We start from the raw sequence: 17,076 nt of genomic DNA, 5'->3' as shown, positions 1-17,076 counted from the left end.
GATTTCTTCGACGGAGGAGTGGCCGGCGAGTTGGGATGATATTGCCTCAGCCGACTCCCGGCAATCGGGTACGGAAAAAGAGGTTCCGACCGAAACCGGCTGTGACCTGCGGAAACCCGGCAAGTGAAGTGGCCGGAATTTGCCTTTCGGGTAGCATTCGACATCCGGTTGGAGCGGTTTGTGACGTGCCGTTAACAGTGGTGCCACATGCGCGACACGAGCGGCGGCAGTATTGGGCCACGCCGCGACTTTCGCCGTCGCGGTGACAACCGAAAGGATCCGCATTGCGCGCACCGCATTTGCGTCGCACTGTCACTGCCACCGCGGTCGGCATCGCGGCGATGTTCCTGCTGTCACCGGCCGCGTGGGCGCACGTCTCGGTCTCGCCGGACACCGCCGAACCCGGCGAGCGGGCCACCGTCGCCTTCCGCGTGCCCAACGAACGCGACGACGCCACCACCGTCCGTCTCGAGGTCCGCTTCCCCGAGGACAAGCCCCTGGCCTCGGTCACCCCGCAGACCGTGCCGGGCTGGAGCGTGTCCGTCACCACGACCGAACTACCGCAACCGGTCGCGACCGAGCACGGCACCATCAGCGAAGCGGTCACCGCGATCGTCTGGGAGGGCGGGCAGATCCCCGTCGGCACCTACCAGGACTTCCCGGTCAGCATCGCCTCGCCGCCCGCGGGAACGCTGGTCATGAAGACCCTGCAGACCTACTCCGACGGGCAGGTCGTGCGGTGGATCGACGTGCCGCAGGCTGGGCAGGCGGAGCCGGAGCACCCGGCGCCGGCGCTGTCCGTGGCGCCACCGCCCGCGCCGGAGTCCACTTCGGACACCACCGCGCGGGTGCTCGGCGGGGCGGGCCTGGCCGCCGGACTGGTCGCGCTCGGCTGGGCCGCCGTGCGCCGCAAGCCCGCGCCGGTCCCCGCGGTCGGTGAGCGTGAAAAGGCCCGGCTGTAGGGGCCGCGGCATGAGCAGGGACGGGAGCACGCCCCGGTGGGCGGCGCGCCTGGTCGTCGTGCTCGGCGCGCTCGTGGCCGCGGCGCTCGGCGGGGCGGGCCAGGCGTCCGCGCACGCGGTGCTGATCGGCACCACGCCGGGCGGTTTCGAGGTGCTGGAGTCCGCGCCACGGGAAGTGACGTTGCAGTTCAACGAGCCGGTCGAGGCGGCCGAGGTGACCGTGATCGGCCCGGGTGGCGGGGCCGTGGGCGGGGTGTCCGCGCCGGCGCACCCGCCGGGGAAGGCGGACGTCGTGGCCGTGACGCTGCCGTCCGGCCTGGCCGAGGGCACCTACACGGTCAGCTACCGGGTGGTGTCCGCCGACGCCCACCCGGTGCCGGGCGCCTTCGCGTTCAGCATCGGCTCGGTCACCGGCGGCGTGGCGGCGAACGCGGGCGAGCAGACCGCGGACGGCGTGGTGTCGGCGCTGTACGCGGTGGCGCGGTGGCTCGGCTACGCCGGGGTGGCCCTGTTGCTGGGCACCGCGTTCTTCGTCGCCGCGTGCTGGCCGGGCGGCGAGGCGATGCCCGCGGTGCGGCGGATGCTGTGGACCGGGTGGGGCACGCTGCTGGGCGCGACGGTGCTGGCGTTCGTGTCCTACGGGCCGTACTCGGCCGCCGGGACGGCCGCCGATCTGCTCGATCCGCAGGACCTGGGCGCGACACTGGGCAGCCGCATGGGGCTGCTGCTGGTCGTGCGCGCCGCGTTGCTGGGACTGATCGCCGTGGTGCTCGTCCACGTGTTCCGGCGGACGTCGTTCGCCGAGTACCAGGCCCGCGACCACCGGCGGCGGGCCGCGCTGGTGCTGACCGCCGGTGGCGCACTCGCGATCACCTGGAGCCTGACCAACCACAGCGTCACCGGCGCTCAGGTCGCGCTGTCGCTGCCGGTCGACGCGATCCACCTGGTGGCGATGGCGGTGTGGCTCGGCGGCCTGCCCGTCCTGCTCGGTGTGCTGCTGCGCTCGGGTGACGTGTTCGGCATGCGGATCGCGATCCCGCGGTTCTCCCGCACCGCGCTGGTCTGCGTCGCCGTGCTGGTGGTGACCGGCACCTACCAGGCGTGGCGCGAGGTGGGCAGCCTGACGGCGCTGTTCGCCACCAGCTACGGCGCGGTGCTGCTGGCGAAGGTCGGGCTCGTGGTGGTGCTCGTGCTCCTGGGTGCGCTGGCCCGGCAGTGGGTCCGCAGGCACTACACCCACGCGCCGGTGGTGTCCAAGAAACGCAAGGCCTACCGCGGTCCGGAGGAGCGCGAGGTCAGCCGGTTCCGGCGGATGATCGCGACCGAGGCGGTGCTGGCCGCCGTGGTGCTCGGGGTGACGGCGTTCCTGGTGAGCGCCGAACCGGCCACCGCCGAGCTGGCCCGGGAGCGGGCGGAGGCGGAGATCCCGGCGCGGACCGGACCGGTGAACGTCGTCCTGCCCTTCGACGCCGGCGGTGGACCGGCGGGCGCCGGGCAGCTGGCGGCGCTGGTGACCCCGGGAGCGGTGGGGCGCAACGAGATCCACCTCGCGGTGCTGGACGCGCAGCGCCGGCCGAAGCAGGTGGCCGAGCTGACCGCGTCGCTCAGCCTGCCGTCGAAGTCGGTCGGCCCGCTGCCGGTCGCGTTGCAGTTCATCGGCGGCGACCACGCCATCGCGGTGAACGTGCCGGTCACCATGCCCGGGATGTGGGAGCTGGCCGTCACCGTGCGAACGTCCGAAGTGGACCAGGCTGTCGTGCGGATCCCGGTGGGGGCGCGCTGATGACCACGGACGCGCGGAGGTTGTCGGCACCGGAACTGGAACGGCTGCGCCGCCGCGCGGTGGCCGCCGTGACGGCCGGCCTGTCGCAGGGCCGGGTCGCGACGATGCTCGGGGTCAGCCGCAAGACGGTGGGCGTCTGGGTCCGGGCATACCAGGCGACCGGCGAGCAGGCGTTCCCGCCGCAGCGCCGGGGCCGCCGGGTGGGCGAGTGCCTTGCCCTGTCCGGCGAGCAGCAGGACCGGATCGTCGCGGTGGTCGCCGCCGGTCTGCCCGACGCGGCCGGCCTGCCGCACCTGCTGTGGACGCGCCGTGCGGTGACCGAACTGGTCGAGCGCGAGTTCGGCATCCGGATCAGCCCGGCGACGGCGGACCGCTACCTGACCCGCTGGGGGCTGACCGGACCGCGGGAGTACGTGGGCGACGGCCTGGTGGTGCGCTGGACCGCGCCGCGTGGGCTGCACGCGCTGGTCGCGGTGACGCACCGCGGGCTGGTGTTCTTCCGCGCCGGGCGGCTGCCGTTCGACGTGGCGCAACTGGTGGATTTCCGCAACCGGCTGCGGATGCAGCTCGCCCGTGAAGTCACCGCGGTGGTCACGGAATGGCCTGCGGCGCAACAACACCTGCTCGAGAGGTGGTGCTCGGCGGACCGGAACGTGATCGCCGGGCTGTCCATCGGCTGAACCGCTCGAACCCGAGCCCCCGTGGCACTCGCGCCGCGGGGGCTCGTTCGTGTGCCCGCGATTCCTTGTTTCGGAACGGTGAACATGTCCGGTGCGCGAAAAATCTTCGAGGTGATTTCCGTGGATTCGGCCGCTCGACCGGGTGATGGCCGGGGCAAAATCGTTCCGGGAGGCGAGGGAAAACGGCTGTTCAGCGTCGCGCTGTGGATCCGGAAACATTTGCGAAAAGGGCGCGCGCGGGCGTTTTCGGGCTGCTGGTCAGGACCGGTTCCGCCATGCCACGATGGTCCCGCGATCAAGGTTTCCACATTGGACGGCGAAATTCCTGAGAGAAGGCCAAGAATGCGATTCCGACGTCATCTCGCGGCAGGCGCGCTGACGGTGGGCTGCCTCGGTGGCATGACCGTGGGCGCCGCCGAGGCGGGTGCCGAGGAACCGGTCGCCGCCCCCGGCTGCACGGCGCTGGCGCCGGACGCCCCCGTTCTGATCCCCGGCGACGACATCACCGACGGGCTCGGGTCCATCCCGCTCCTCGGGCCGGTCCTGCAGCCGGTCACCGAGACCGTGACCACGGTGGTGGATTCGGCGTGCGGCCTCCTCGTGCCGCCGGTCCAGCCGGAAGCGCCGGTCCCGGGGGAGCAGCAGCCACCCGCCTCGCCGTCCACCACGCCGCCGTCCTCCTCGCCGAGCGCGAACAGTGCCGGGACGCCGTCCGGCGGTCGCCTGACGGCCCAGGAGAGCAGCGGTGGCGGTGCCACCGCGCGCTTCGGGTTCGCCGACCCCCTGCCGTTCGGGCCCGCGCTCAACTTCGGCGCACCGGGCGCGCCACCGCAGGCCGTGGCCGCCGGGAAAACCGATGTGGTGAGCACGCAGCGGCCGACGGGCACGGCGGAAGCGTTGCCGGTGACCCGGGACGAATTGTCCCAGCCGGTTCTGCTGGCGACTCTCGCCCTCACGCTGGTGAGCGCGCAATTGGTACGCACCTGGGTTCGGCGGATGCGCGGGGAAGTATTCAACGTGGCAACCGGCCCGGCAAATACCTGAACCACGCCTGCTCTGGTTTTCCGTCCGAACGGGTTCGGACGGCTGTGGAGAGAAAGGAAGCACATGCCCGAAAACGCTCCCCCGGGAGCCGGGAAGAGGCGGTCCCGCCGCCTCAAAACGGTGATCCCGTTGGCGGCAGTCGCGCTGGGCGCGACGACGGTGGCCGCGGTGCCGGCCGCCGCGCTGCCAGTGGGTGTCGGCCCCGTGCCGATCACCTTCACGTTGAACGACAGCAACGGCAACTGGTTCGACTCGGGCCTGGAGCTGTTCGGCGGCAAGTCGCTGGCTGTGGCGGAGCTGCCGCGCCTCGGCACCTCCGCGCTGGACGGCAACATCATCCCGAGCCTGCCGGACGGCACGCTCGGCCTGCCGAACCTGCCGCTGGGCCAGCTCGACACGGCCCAGTCCAACGGGCTGCTGAACCTGGACCTGGTCGATTCGCTGACCGGCCTGGCCTCCAGCGACCCGGCGAAGGCGATGCCGTCCCTCGGGCAGCTCGGCGGCCTGACCGACCTGCTGAACCTGGACAGCACGCTGTCCGCGGTGAAGAACATCGCCGCCACCGAGCCGCGCGCGGCGACGTCGGCGGCGAAGGCCGAGGGCCTGCTCAGCCAGTTCCAGGCCGAGGTCGCGAGCCTGCCCGCGGACCAGCCGATCAGCCTGGACAGCCTCCCGGTCGGCCTCGACCTGCAGAAGGCACTGGACGACCTGGCGACGTTCGCGGTGAAGGGCCCGGCCATCACGGCCAACTTCACCATCGGCAGCCCGAAGAACCAGTCGCTGCACGACATCACGTCGCTGATCTGGCCGGAGGGGGCGCCCTTCTTCGAGCAGATGGGCGCGTTCGCCGGCTCGGACTCCACGCAGCTGACCGAGCCCGGTCTGTACGCGTGGACCTGCACGATCCACCCGTACATGCTGGGTGCGACCGTGGTCGACGACCCGCTCACGATCGGCCTGGACTTCGGCAAGAAGCTGAAGGTCAACTCGCGTGACCTGACGGTTCCGTCCAACGCGGACGTCATCCAGCAGCTGGTGCGCATCTTCTTCACCGCGACGGTGCCGGACAACTGGCAGACCTACAGCACCACCGAGTCGTCGCAGTGGAACCCGGTGTTCCCGCCCGCGCCGATCCTGCAGTACGACGCCCAGGGCAACCCGGTGCTCGTGCCGATCCTGGACGCCTACTACGACAAGAAGTTCGGGTACCCCAAGACCCTGGACAAGCTGACCCCGCCGCAGACCCCTGGCGTGGGTGAGGTCTGGATCGACACCCAGATGGAGGAGTACGCGGGCAAGGACTACGTCGGCGCCGCCACGAAGGTGAACGTGGAGAACTGGACGGTCGACCGCAAGATCTCCGGTTCGAGCATCAACATGAACAACCCGCACAACATGTGGACGGACAAGAACTACAAGTACCTGTACCAGACCGAGTGGTTCGACGACGAGCTCTCCGTCTTCGACCGGTCCACGGGTCAGCACGTCCGCACGATCGAAGTCGGTCCGGACCCGTCACACGTCATGACCCGCACCGACACCGACCAGGTCCAGGTCGCCATCAACGGTGGCACGGACGTCGTCGAGCTCTCGCCGGGTGCGGAGAAGATCGAACGCCGCATCCCCGTGGGTCCACCGGGTGACTTCCCGCAGCACCCGCACGCGTTCTGGCTCAGCTCGGACGGCAAGACCACGGTCACGCCGAACGTGAACCCGTACGACGCGTCCGTTGTGGACAACGAGACGGGCACGTGGCGGAAGGAGCCGACCGGCGAACTGCCGATCGCCTCCAGCATGATGTCCGACCAGTCGAAGTTCTACATGGCCGACTTCCTCGGCGGGAGCATCTCGTGCGTCTCCCTCGCCGAAGACGCCTGCGTCAAGGACGGCAAGAAGGTCCACAACGCGAGCATCGACCTGTGGGACAACTACAACCCGGTCACCGGGCGGAACGGCACCAAGCCGTGGGGTGGTCTCACCATCCAGCTCCCGGTGAGCCCGGACGACAAGGGCATGCTGGCCGCCAACACCTTCAGCGCCACCGTCTCGGTCATCGACCCGAAGACCGACAAGGTGGTCAAGGAGCTGCCCTGCAACGCGGGCTGCCACGGCATCAACTTCGGTGCCAAGAAGGGTGGCGGGTACTACGCCTACGTGTCGAACAAGTTCTCGAACGCCGCTCAGGTCATCGACATCGACCCGAACATGGACGGGAACATCGCCGACGCCGCCGTCGTCGGTCAGCTGGTGCTGGCCCCGACCGCGGACACCAAGTCGGACGGCACGCTGACCGGACAGCCCGGCATGGGTGGTCAGGGCGTGCTGCCCATCCCGCTGGTCTACAACGGCTGGTCGCAGCAGGTTCCCGCAGGCTGGCGGGAGAAGCTGACCCCCGAGCAGCTGAACCCGATCGGCTGAGCTGGTTCCGCAGCAGCTCAGCCTGATCGATCCACCCACCCCGTGAGGGAAACCGTGGTCCGGAGCGGCCCGCCCGCTCCGGACCACGGCCGTTCAGGAGACCGCCATGCCCGCATCCCCCAGGTCCTTCGCGCGTGCCGCGGCCGCGCTGCTCCTCGCCTCGTGCGCGCTGCTCGGCCTGGCCGCCCCGGCCGCCGCGCAGGTGTCGATCGTGCCCGGCTCCGTCAAGGGCGGCAGCACCGAGACCTTCGCCTTCCGCCTCGCCAACCAGCGCACCGACACCCAGAGCAACCGGCTCGAAATCGTGTTCCCGCAGAGTCCCCCGATCGCCTTCGCCGAGGTCAAGCCCGCCCGCGGCTGGACCGCCAAGATCAACCCGCGCCCGCTCGACCCGCCGCAGCAGTCCGGCGACCGCCTGATCAGCCAGGTCGTCGGCTCGATCGTGCTGGAGGGCGGCGAGGTCGGCCCCGGCCAGTTCGAGCAGTTCCTCGTCACCCTCGGCCCGCTGCCCGAGCAGGGCGACCTGGTGCTCGACACCGTCCAGGGCTACACCAGCGGCGCCACCGACCGGTTCTCCGCCGCGGCCGGAAACGCGCCGGTGATCGTCGTCAGCCCCAACGCCGCCCAGGGCGCCCCGCCGCCCGCGGTGATCGAAGCGAACCGGGCCGACCAGGCCGTCGCGGCCGCCGAGCAGCAGGCCGAAGAGCAGGCGAACAGCGGCGGCATCACCCCGTTCGCCTTTCTGTGGGGCGTGCTCGGGCTCGCGTTCCTGGTGGTGGCCCTGGTCGGGCTCCGAACCCACCTGCTGCACCGCCGCGCGCCGGATCCCGAGCCGACGCCCGAGCCGGAGAAGGTGAGCAACGGATGACGACGCTGGAGAGACCGCCTGCCGTCACCCGGAACCGCCGCGCGGCACGGCTGCTCCCGTTCCTGCTGCTCATCGCCGCCTGCTGGACCTCGTTGCTGACGTTGTCCTCGCCGGTGTCGCCGGAGCCGCCCGTGCTGGTGTCGTCGGCGCCCGGCAACGGCCAGGTCACCCGGCCCGACGACATCGTCCTGACCTTCGACCGGCCGGTGCCCGCCGGCCTCTCGACGATCCGGATGACCGACCCGTACAAGCGTCCGGTCGACCCGGGTCGTCCGGTGCACGCCGACGGCCGGGACAACACGCTCTCCGTGCCGGTGCCGAAGCAGAAGTACGCGGGCACGTACACGATCGCCTGGAGCGTGCCGGTGACCGGGCAGGACGCGGCCACCGGGACGTTCACCTTCGACCTCGCCTCACGCAGCCCCGTGCAGGCCCCGCCCGCGCTGGACGCCCGGCCCGGTGTGGTGGTGACGGTCGCGTATGTAGTCGCGCAGTTCCTCGCGTTCGCCGCGCTCGCCTTGCTCGCGGGGTTGGTGTTGTTCGTTGCCGTGCTGTGGCCCGCGGGTGCCGAGTCCACTGTGGTCCGTCGCATGGCGGCCTGGGCGTGGGGTGGAGTGCTCGGCGGGACCGTCCTGTCGCTGCTGACTTTCGGGCCGTACGCGGCGAAGCTGCCGCTGACCGGCATCCTCGACGGCCGCCTCGTCTCCGGGGTGCTGGAGTCCGCGACCGGTCACGTCTACCTCGCGCGGCTGCTCGTCGTCGCGGTGGCCGGCATCGGGATCGCGCAGTTCCTGACCATGGCGCCGGCGGAGTCGGCGCGAGAGCGGCGGCTGCGTGGCGGCACGGTGCTCGCCTGCACCGCCGCGGTCGTGGCGACGTGGAGCTTCACCGGGCCCGGCTCGGTCGTGGCCGGCGTCGTGCACCTCACCGCGCTGGCCGTGCTCGCCGGGGTGCTGGTGGTGCTGCGCCGGTTCCCCGGTGCGGCGGGGCGGCCGAAGGCGCTGGTCGTGGTGTGCGCCGGGCTGCTCGCGGTGACCGCGGGCGCGCAGGTGTGGCAGCACCTCGGGAGCCTCGCGGGCTGGCTGTGGGCCGGGTTCGCGGTGCTCGTGCTGCTGCTGGGCCTGCTCGCACTGGCCGGACGGCTGTCGCTGGTGCAGACCGGGCTCGCGGTCACGCTCGTCGGCGTGAGCACGGCGTTGTCCGTGGTGCCGGCCGGTCCCGCGCCCGCGCCGCAGGCCCCGCTGGTGCGGCTCGCGTTGTCCACCGGCGCGCTCGACCTCGCGGTCGTCCCGGCGCGGGTGGGGGACAACCAGGTCCACGTCACGGTCCTCGACGCGAAGCCGGGCACGGCGATCACCGCCGAACTCGCCCCGCCGTCCGGCGCGCCGGTCCCGGTGCCGTTCGCGGCCGCCGAGACGGGGCACCTGGTCGGTTCGGTGGCCGTGCCGTCGGCCGGGCCGTGGGAGCTGGCCCTCACCGCGCGGACGCCGGACGGGCAGCAGGAAGTCATCTACGGCGTCATCGAGGTCCGATGAGCACGACGACCGAGACCCGCCCGCCGGGCAAGCGGAAGAAGCAGCCCGCGCGCGGGATGACCGGCCTGCGGGTGATCGCCCGCCGGATCCACTTCATGGCGGGCATCGTCGTCTCGCCGTTCCTCGTGGTGCTGAGCCTGACCGGGCTGGTGTACGTGTTCAGCCCGCAGATCCACGACAACCTGTACCACTCGCAGCTGTACGTCAACGAGGTCGGCGCGACGCCGAAACCGGTGTCGGAACAGGTCCGCGCGGCGATGACCGCGCACCCGGAAGCCGCGCTGCGGCAGGTGATCACGTCACCGGCGCCGGACCGCACCACGCGGGTGGTGCTGTCCGTGCCCGGGCTGCCCGGCGGCGACGACGGGCAGGCGCGCACCGTGTTCGTCGACCCGTACACCGGTTACATCAACGGGGAGCTGACGACGGCAGGCAACCGGATGCCGGCCAACACGTGGTTGCGGGACCTGCACAGCAACCTGCACCTCGGGGAGCCGGGGCGGTGGTACGCGGAACTGTGCGCGAGCTGGCTGCCGGTGATCGTCCTCGGTGGACTGGTGCTGTGGCTCGCGCAGTCGCGGCGGCGCAGGCGCACCCGTGACCTGTTCGTCCCGCCCCGCAAGGCGAAGGGCGGCTGGCTGCGGCTGCGCGGGCTGCACGGTCCGCTCGGGTTGTGGCTGTCGGCGGGCCTGGTGGTGATCGCGGTCAGCGGACTGCTCATCTCGCAGTTCACCGGCGGCCGCGACAGCCAGGAGAACGACCCGATGCGCCTGCGCGCGCCCACGCTGGCGGCCGCGCCGGTGGTCGTGCCGGAGGGCGTCGAACCGATCGGCGTCGACCGGGTGCTGGAGATCGCCAAGTCCCAGGGGCTGCACGGGGAGCTGCTGGTGACGGCGCCGGCGCGGGCGGGTGCGGTCTACACCGTGATGGAGCGCGCGGCCGGGATCCCCCTGCAGCGCGACAACATCAGCATCGACCCGTTCACCGGCGAGGTGACCGAGCACATCGGCTGGGACGACTACTCGTTCCTGGCGAAGCTGACGTCGGTCGCGGCGGAGTTCCACACCGGGACGCTGTTCGGGCTGGCCAACCAGATCGTGCTGACGGTGCTGGTGACCGGCCTGCTGGTCCTCATCGGACTCGGCTACCGGATGTGGTGGGTGCGCAGCCCGTACCGGGGGAAGTGGAAGGCCCTGCCGACGGCGGCCTGGAAGCAGCTGTCGCTGCCGATGGCGGCGCTGGGGTTCCTCACGATCGTCGCGCTCACCTGGGTGCTCCCGGTGTTCGGGGCGAGCCTGCTGGTGTTCCTGGCGGTGGACGCGGGGATTTCCGCGCTGCAGCGCCGGAAGAAGCCGGTGCCGCGGGCCACGTAGCGGCTATGGTGGTCCGATGAGTTCGGTCAGGCAGGTTCAGATCACCTTCGACTGTGCGGAACCCGAGCGCGTCGCCCGGTTCTGGTGCGAGGTGCTCGGGTACGTCGTGCCACCGCCGCCGGAGGGGTTCGGCTCGTGGGCGGACTACGACCGCTCGCTGCCGCCGGAGCAGCGGGGAGCGGCGTTCGCCTGCGTCGACCCGACGGGCGCCGGGCCGCGGCTGTTCTTCCAGCGGGTGCCGGAAGGCAAGGTCGTCAAGAACCGGGTGCACCTCGACGTCCGGGCCGGCACCGGTCTCGCCGGCGCAGAGCGGCTCGCCACGCTCCAGGCCGAGCGCGCACGGCTGGAAGCCCTCGGGGCGACGTGCGTGCAGGTGCTGGAGGCGGACGAGTTCAACGAGTCCTGCATCGTCATGCAAGACATCGAAGGCAACGAATTCTGCCTGGACTAGGACATTCTCGGGCGCGGCTTGCGCGGCGGTGCGGGTAACGGAGCCGGTTGCTCGGGTGGTGAGGCGGCTCCGCCGCTTGGAAAACAGAACTAGCCGCCGCGGCGGTGGTGCGTCCCGGGCGTGTGACCGTACTCGCGGCGGAAGACGTCGATGAACGCGCTCGCCGAGGACCAGCCGCAGCGGTGGGCCACCGTCGTCACCGGGACGTCCTCGGCCAGCAGCCGGAGCGCGTGGTAGAGCCGCAGCTGCGTCCGCCACGCGGTGAAGGACATCCCCAGCTCGGCGGCGAACAGGCGGCTCAGGGTACGTTCGCTCGCCCCGGTCGCGGCGCCCAGCTGCGCCAGCGTGCGCGGGTCGGCGCAGTCGGCCTGCAGCAGTTCGCACACCGCCACCAGCCGCGGGTCCGACGGCGCCGGCAGCTGCACCGGCTCCCGCGGCGCCGCCCGCAGCTGGTCCACCAGCACCGCCCGCAACCGGCGCTGCTCCGGCGAACTCCCGCCGGGGGCGGCGGTCGCGGCCAGGATCAGCTCACGCAGCAGCGGGCTCACGGCGAGGACGGCCGGCTCCTCCAGCCCGAGCGGGTTCGGAGCCGCGGGCAGGCCGAGCAGGTGCAGGTCGGTCCGGCCGTGCGCGAGGTGGGCGTGCACGCAGCCGGCGGGCACCCAAATCGCCCTGGTGCCGGGTGCGAACCAGGTCCCCGCGTCCGTGGTGACCGCGAGGACACCGGAACCGGCGTAGACCACCTGGTGCTCGTCGTGGCGGTGCGCGTCGATGCGCTCGCCCGCGGCCAGGACCTGGGTCCTGGTCGGCGCGTGCGGCAGGTGGCGGGTTTTCGACATCATCTGGCAGATTAACGGAAGCGTGCCAGCGTCCGCCACGGCGACGATGGGCCGGTGCGAACGATCCCCCTGCTCGCGGTCGGACACGCGTGCGTCGACGTCTACCAGGGCGCGGTGGCCGCGCTCGTGCCGTTCTTCGTCGCCGAGCGGGCCTACACCTACGCCGCCGTGTCCGGCGTCGTGCTGGCCGCGTCCCTGTTGTCCTCGGTGGTGCAACCGCTGTTCGGCGCACTCGCCGATCGGTGGTCCATGCCGTGGCTGCTCCCGGTCAGCGCGCTCACCAGCGGGCTCGGCGTCGCGTTCGCCGGCGTCGGCTCGTACGCGCTGACCGTGGCGGCCGTCGCGGTCTCCGGGATCGGCGTCGCCGCCTACCACCCCGAAGCCGCCCGCGTGGCCCGGCTCGCGAGCCGTGGCAGCCACACCGCGATGGGCTGGTTCTCGCTCGGCGGCAACGTCGGTTTCGCGACCGCGCCACTGCTCGTCGCGGCCGTCGTCGCGACCGGCGGGCTCGCGTTCTCGCCGTTGCTGGCGCTGCCCGCCGCCGTGGGCGCGCTGCTGTGCGCGATGGCGCTCCGCCGGATCTCCGGCACCGCCGCGCCCACGCGGGAGGGCGCCGGCCGGAACGACTGGGCCTCCTTCGCGAAGCTGTCCGGCGCGATCGTCTGCCGCTCAATCGTCTTCATCGGACTGAGCACGTTCGTCTCGCTGTACGCGCAGCAGCGCACCGGCGGCGGGAGCCTCGCGGGCATAGTCGCGTTGTTCGTGCTCTACGTCGGCGGCGCGGTGGGCACGGTGGCGGGCGGGCAGCTGGCCGCCCGGTTCGGCCGGATCCCCGTCGTGCGGTGGTCCTACGCGCTCACCACGCTGTCCGTGGCCGGGGTGGTGTTCGTGCCCGGCCCGCTGCTCTACCTGTTCGTCGCGGGCACGTCCGCCGGCCTGTACGTGCCGTTCTCGCTGCACGTCACGCTCGGCCAGGACTACCTGCCGAGCCGGGTGGGCACCGCGAGCGGCATCACGCTCGGGCTGACGGTCAGCATCGGCGGGCTCGCGAGCCCGGTCCTCGGCGCGCTGGCGGACGCCACCTCGCTGCGGACCGCGCTCGCGCCGCTGATCGCGCTGCCCGCGCTCGGCCTGCTCCTGCTGTCCACAGTGGACGAGCCGGTCAGAGGCTGAAGCGCACGGAGATGCGCCCGGAGTGCCGCCGCGGCCAGGCCTGCAGCATCTCGTAGTGCTGCAGCGGCCACCGGCACACCACGACGTTCAGCGGCCGCCCGAGCTGGCGCATCAGCCGGTGCAGGAAGTCCTCCGCGTGCGGGGTGTCGAACGGGCCAAGCCCGGCCCGGAAGTGCACCACCCCCCGGTTGGACATCGCGATCAGCACGTTGACGTCGCCGAAGTAGTTGCGGAACCCGGACATCAGGTTCTGCCGCGACACCGCGCGGCGGTCGGCGGGCGCGTGCGGCCGCGTCCACGCCACCCACAGCACCTCCGCCTCCGGGATCCACTCCTCGGCGGTCGCCGGGACGCCGCGCGGCCTGGGCACCGTCGCGGTGACGCGGCTGCGCATCATCTCCTGCAGGTACGGCTCGTCGATCAGGCCCCACCGCACCAGGTAGTGCCCGACGGTCGCCGGGCTCAGCAGGATCCGGAACTCGCGGTTGACGAGTTCCACCACGGCGGGGCGGCTCCACAGCCGGTGCCGGAGACCGTACTGGTCGGGCGTCCCGCTGATGATCGTCTTGATGGTCCACGCCTGTTGCGCCGGCGAGAGCGCGAGCTGCTCACCGGGGCGGCGGCCGCGGGTCTTGGGGCGGAAGGCGTCCTCGCCCTCGCGCCGGTAGGCGAGCACCCAGGCGCCGACGGTCTTGCGGGACACGCCGAACAGGCGCGCCACCTCCGACCGGGACACCCCGGCCTCGACGGCGGCCACCGCACGGCGGCGCAGGGCCTCCAGCGCGTCGGGGGACAGGCTGCGGGCGTCACGTGTCGTCATGGTGTGCCCCTGCGGGTGGCCACGGGCACCACGTGCGCGGCAAATGCGGTGCGCGCATCGTCTCCCTTTCTGCAATTCGATGCCCGGGATGGCGGAAGGATCACGGGCACAACGGACATTACGACGCCGGGTGTGTCGGCCGGATGGCCTCATCGTTAAGTGCCGATCACAAGAGGTGCCGGAAATTTTTCCGGGAAAGTGATGGCCTTGCGCGGGTGAGGCATATGGGTGCCACCCGGTCGTCCCGCGCCCAGCGGCGGTCGCGAGTGGACTGGTAGGTATTTGCCTCACCAGGGCCGGAGGTGCGGCGGGCCGGCCCGGTTCGGGTCCGTGTGCCCGTTCGGTCCCCGCCGTGGGGAACGGGCCCGCAGCCTGCGCGAATGCGTCCGGCGGAAATGTTTCCCGGACGTGAACGCGTATTTCCGGAAATGCTTCCCGGGCCGATCGGCGAGGCTGGTCAGCCTGCCGACGCGCGTGCCAGGATGACGCTCCCCAGGTTTCCACATCCGTCCGGATCGAACCTGAGAAGCGTCCAAGAAAGCGAGCACGATGAGGGACACGGCCACGCGGATCGCCCGGCGGACGTGGTGGCTGCCGTGGCTGATCGGCGCCGCCGTCGTCCCCGTTGGCGCGGCCACCGCGTTGCAGGCGCTGAGCACCGGTCAGCCGCTCAGCCGCACGTCCTTCGAGCTGCCGCGCAGCGCGCACCGGGTCGTCTACGAGGTCACCGGTTCCGGTTCCGCGCCGGAGATCCGGTACGTCACCGACGGCGTCAACCGCACCGAGACGCTGCGCGACGTGCCCCTGCCGTGGCGGCTGGAGCTGGACCTCGAAGTCGGCCCCGCGCTCGGCGTGGCCCAGGTGACGGCGGCCAGCCCGGTCGGCTGCTCCGTTTCTGTGGACGGCGTCGTCGTGCACACCGCGGACGCCCCGGACGGCTGGACCTCCGTCTCCTGTTCCTCGGTGATCCGGCCGTGAGGGCCCGTGCCGCGATCGTGGCCGGCGCGCTGGCGTTCGGTCTGCTGGCCGCACCCGCCGCGCGGGCCGAGGCGCGGGTTCTGGACAGCTGCGTCGCCACCGTCACCGAAGGCGACGAGCTCGCGCTGAGCCCGCTCGCGGTGCTCGACCCGGTGGTGTCCGTGCTGACTCCGCTGGACCCGTTGAACGTCCTGGTGCCCGCGTTCGAGACGGCCTGGCGCGCGACCCCGCCGATCGTGCTGCCCGCGGCCGGCCCGGCCGGGATCGCCGGGGATGTCATCGCCGACGCCGTGCTCGCGCGGCTCACCGGCATCTCGGTGGTCGGCCCGGTGCTCGACGCGCTCGTCGGCCCGGTGCACGGCCTGCTGGCCGGAACCTGCCGCATCACCGCGGTGCCGGCCGAAGCGCCGCGCGTCGACCCGCCGCCTGCGCCGCCACCGCCATCACCGCCCCCACCGCCCACGCTCGCCCCGCCGGAGTTCTCGCTGCCCGCGGGCGGCCCGGCCGGGGGAGGGGCGCCGCCCGGGCCGTCGCCGTACCAGGGCGACGGCCCGGCCGGCCCGCCCGCCGCGGCCCCCGCGCCCGGGTTGCACTACGACGTGCAGAGCACCGTCCCACAGGCGCAGTTCGACACGGTGGCGCTGGGACGATCCCGCGCGGGAACGACGGCCGCGGCGCCGCCCGCGGACGACCCGCGGCCGTGGGAGAGCCCGGCGATCCTCGCCGCGCTGCTCATCGCGCTCGTGGGAATCCAGCTCGGCCGGACCTGGATTTTGCGCCGAACGGACGAATAGACTCCTCCCGGTGCGGGAGGCGAAGGGGATCCAGCGGGCGTTCCGCCCGCCCGCTGGATCCCAGGGGCCCTGTCCGCATTACAGGGCAAACCCCATGCTAATCCGTGGTACCCAAGAATTGCCTGAGAAAACCCCGCGCCGTGCCGTCGCCGTCCACATCGGACAGCGGAGGTCAGGCGCCGAGCGCCTCGCGCACCTCGCGCACGACGGTGTCCACGTCCGCCTCGGAGAGCGCGGGGTGCACCGGCAGCGACAGGACCTCCTCGGTGACCTTCAACGCGACCGGGAAGTCCCGCCGGGACACCGCCGGGATCTGCGGGTGCTCGCGGAAGCGGTCGTGGTCGAACACCAGCTTCGGGTGGTGCACCTCGGTTTCGACCCCGCGCTGGGCCAGTTCGGCGACCAGTTCGTCGCGGGCGAGCATCGCGTGCGGGCCGATCAGCACGCTGTACCGGTGCCACGCGTGCTCGCGACCGGGCAGCTCGGCGGGCACCGTGAGCCCGGGCGTGCCGGCCAGGCCGACGGACAGCTGCCGCGCGTTGCGCCGCCGCGCCGCGAGCAGCTCGTCCAGCCGGTCCAGCTGCGGGACGCCGACGGCGGCGTGCAGCTCGGACATGCGGTGGTCGCGCAGCAGGCGCAGGCGATCGGCCAGCGCGGCGTCGTCAGTGGTGACCACCCCGCCCTCGCCGGTGGTCACGATCTTGTTGGCGGACAACGAAAAGCAGCCGACGCCGAACGACCCGGCCGCCCGCCCGGCGAAGGTCGCGCCGAGCGCCTGGGCCGCGTCCTCCACCAGGTGCAGCCCGTGTTCCTCGGCCAGCGGGGCGAGCTTGCCCAGGTCGGCGGCCTGGCCGTGGGGGTGGACCGGGAGGATCACGCGGGTCTCCGGCGTGATTTCGGCCGCGACCGCGTCCGGGTCGACCGCGAAGTCGTCGCGGGTGATGTCGGCGAAGCGGACGGTCGCGCCGGTCCGGAGGATCGCGGCGAGTGTCGCGGCGGAGGTGAACGGCGACGTGATCACCTCGTCGCCGGGGCCCAGCCCGAGGGCCTCCAGCGCGGCGGCGACGGCGGCGGTCCCGCTGCTCACGGCGACCGCGTGGGCGGTGCCGGCGGCGCGGGCGAAGGCGTCCTCGAAGCGGGCGACCACCGGGCCCTGCGTGAGCGTTCCCGACCGCAGCACCTCCACCACGAGGGATTCGGCATCGCGGACGTCGACCGCGGTGACGGGGATCATCGGCTCGGCGTTTCCTTTACTGTGTTCGGCTCAGGCGTCCGTAAGACTGTACGAATGGATCCCGCGTGGTAAACCGCATCCACCCGACTGGTGCAGGTCCGGCCCGACCGGAAGGCGTGCTCCG

General features: G+C 72.2%; 15 protein-coding genes. 12 read left to right on the top strand and 3 right to left on the bottom strand.

Annotated elements, in window-relative coordinates; all coding sequences use genetic code 11:
* Positions 1 to 284 precede the first annotated feature (284 nt).
* The 9 genes from AMYTH_RS0127845 (at position 285) to AMYTH_RS0127805 (ending at position 11,114) form a co-directional block, all read left to right on the top strand.
* Positions 285 to 962, top strand: coding sequence for a YcnI family copper-binding membrane protein (locus AMYTH_RS0127845; RefSeq protein WP_228684988.1), 678 nt, complete (start codon positions 285 to 287; stop codon positions 960 to 962).
* Between the two features lie 10 nt (positions 963 to 972).
* The gene (locus tag AMYTH_RS0127840; RefSeq protein WP_027933013.1) at positions 973 to 2,745 is read left to right on the top strand and encodes a copper resistance CopC/CopD family protein; all 1,773 of its coding nucleotides are present in this window, start codon (positions 973 to 975) and stop codon (positions 2,743 to 2,745) included.
* Positions 2,745 to 3,425 carry a helix-turn-helix domain-containing protein gene (locus tag AMYTH_RS0127835; protein ID WP_027933012.1) on the top strand — a complete coding sequence of 227 codons (681 nt, stop codon included), beginning with the start codon at positions 2,745 to 2,747 and terminating at the stop codon, positions 3,423 to 3,425. Before AMYTH_RS0127840 ends, AMYTH_RS0127835 begins: the two co-directional genes overlap by 1 nt.
* Before the next feature lie 78 nt (positions 3,426 to 3,503).
* A complete protein-coding gene (locus AMYTH_RS0127830; RefSeq protein WP_167344618.1) occupies positions 3,504 to 4,469 on the top strand; it encodes a hypothetical protein in 966 nt (321 codons plus the stop codon).
* 120 nt (positions 4,470 to 4,589) lie between these two features.
* The gene (locus AMYTH_RS0127825) at positions 4,590 to 6,887 is read left to right on the top strand and encodes a YncE family protein (RefSeq protein WP_027933010.1); all 2,298 of its coding nucleotides are present in this window, start codon (positions 4,590 to 4,592) and stop codon (positions 6,885 to 6,887) included.
* A gap of 106 nt (positions 6,888 to 6,993) precedes the next feature.
* Positions 6,994 to 7,755: a DUF1775 domain-containing protein gene (locus AMYTH_RS0127820; RefSeq protein WP_027933009.1), complete on the top strand. Its 762-nt coding sequence runs from the start codon at positions 6,994 to 6,996 to the stop codon at positions 7,753 to 7,755.
* Entirely contained in the window at positions 7,752 to 9,290 is a 1,539-nt protein-coding gene (locus AMYTH_RS0127815; RefSeq protein ID WP_027933008.1) for a copper resistance CopC family protein, read from the top strand. Before AMYTH_RS0127820 ends, AMYTH_RS0127815 begins: the two co-directional genes overlap by 4 nt.
* Complete coding sequence (locus AMYTH_RS0127810) at positions 9,287 to 10,663, top strand: PepSY-associated TM helix domain-containing protein (RefSeq protein ID WP_027933007.1); 1,377 nt, start codon at positions 9,287 to 9,289, stop codon at positions 10,661 to 10,663. The genes AMYTH_RS0127815 and AMYTH_RS0127810 overlap by 4 nt, the downstream gene beginning before the upstream one ends.
* A 16-nt stretch (positions 10,664 to 10,679) precedes the next feature.
* Positions 10,680 to 11,114: a VOC family protein gene (locus AMYTH_RS0127805; protein WP_027933006.1), complete on the top strand. Its 435-nt coding sequence runs from the start codon at positions 10,680 to 10,682 to the stop codon at positions 11,112 to 11,114.
* Positions 11,115 to 11,203: 89 nt separating this feature from the next.
* Here the strand turns inward: AMYTH_RS0127805 and AMYTH_RS0127800 are convergent, their stop codons facing one another.
* The gene (locus tag AMYTH_RS0127800; RefSeq protein WP_027933005.1) at positions 11,204 to 11,953 is read right to left on the bottom strand and encodes an AraC family transcriptional regulator; all 750 of its coding nucleotides are present in this window, start codon (positions 11,951 to 11,953) and stop codon (positions 11,204 to 11,206) included.
* Positions 11,954 to 12,007: 54 nt separating this feature from the next.
* Between AMYTH_RS0127800 and AMYTH_RS0127795 the strand changes: the two genes are divergently transcribed.
* Positions 12,008 to 13,126: an MFS transporter gene (locus tag AMYTH_RS0127795; RefSeq protein WP_027933004.1), complete on the top strand. Its 1,119-nt coding sequence runs from the start codon at positions 12,008 to 12,010 to the stop codon at positions 13,124 to 13,126.
* On the opposite strand, the gene AMYTH_RS45830 is transcribed toward AMYTH_RS0127795, so the two are convergent.
* Positions 13,116 to 13,946, bottom strand: a complete 831-nt coding sequence (locus tag AMYTH_RS45830; RefSeq protein ID WP_037322724.1) for a helix-turn-helix domain-containing protein — start codon at positions 13,944 to 13,946, stop codon at positions 13,116 to 13,118. The two genes, AMYTH_RS0127795 and AMYTH_RS45830, sit on opposite strands and share 11 nt — an antisense overlap.
* Positions 13,947 to 14,495: 549 nt before the next feature.
* Here AMYTH_RS45830 and AMYTH_RS0127785 point away from each other — a divergent pair.
* Both AMYTH_RS0127785 and AMYTH_RS0127780 read left to right on the top strand, forming a co-directional pair.
* Complete coding sequence (locus tag AMYTH_RS0127785) at positions 14,496 to 14,924, top strand: MmpS family transport accessory protein (RefSeq protein WP_027933003.1); 429 nt, start codon at positions 14,496 to 14,498, stop codon at positions 14,922 to 14,924.
* Positions 14,921 to 15,718 carry a hypothetical protein gene (locus tag AMYTH_RS0127780; protein ID WP_027933002.1) on the top strand — a complete coding sequence of 266 codons (798 nt, stop codon included), beginning with the start codon at positions 14,921 to 14,923 and terminating at the stop codon, positions 15,716 to 15,718. The genes AMYTH_RS0127785 and AMYTH_RS0127780 overlap by 4 nt, the downstream gene beginning before the upstream one ends.
* Positions 15,719 to 15,890: 172 nt before the next feature.
* On the opposite strand, the gene AMYTH_RS0127775 is transcribed toward AMYTH_RS0127780, so the two are convergent.
* Positions 15,891 to 16,952: a DegT/DnrJ/EryC1/StrS family aminotransferase gene (locus AMYTH_RS0127775; RefSeq protein ID WP_027933001.1), complete on the bottom strand. Its 1,062-nt coding sequence runs from the start codon at positions 16,950 to 16,952 to the stop codon at positions 15,891 to 15,893.
* Between the last annotated feature and the right edge of the window lie 124 nt (positions 16,953 to 17,076).

Source organism: Amycolatopsis thermoflava N1165 (assembly GCF_000473265.1).
GTDB classification, from domain to species: domain Bacteria; phylum Actinomycetota; class Actinomycetes; order Mycobacteriales; family Pseudonocardiaceae; genus Amycolatopsis_E; species Amycolatopsis_E thermoflava.
Note: the sequence above shows the minus strand (reverse complement) of the source record. Positions and strands in the feature narration are given on the sequence as shown.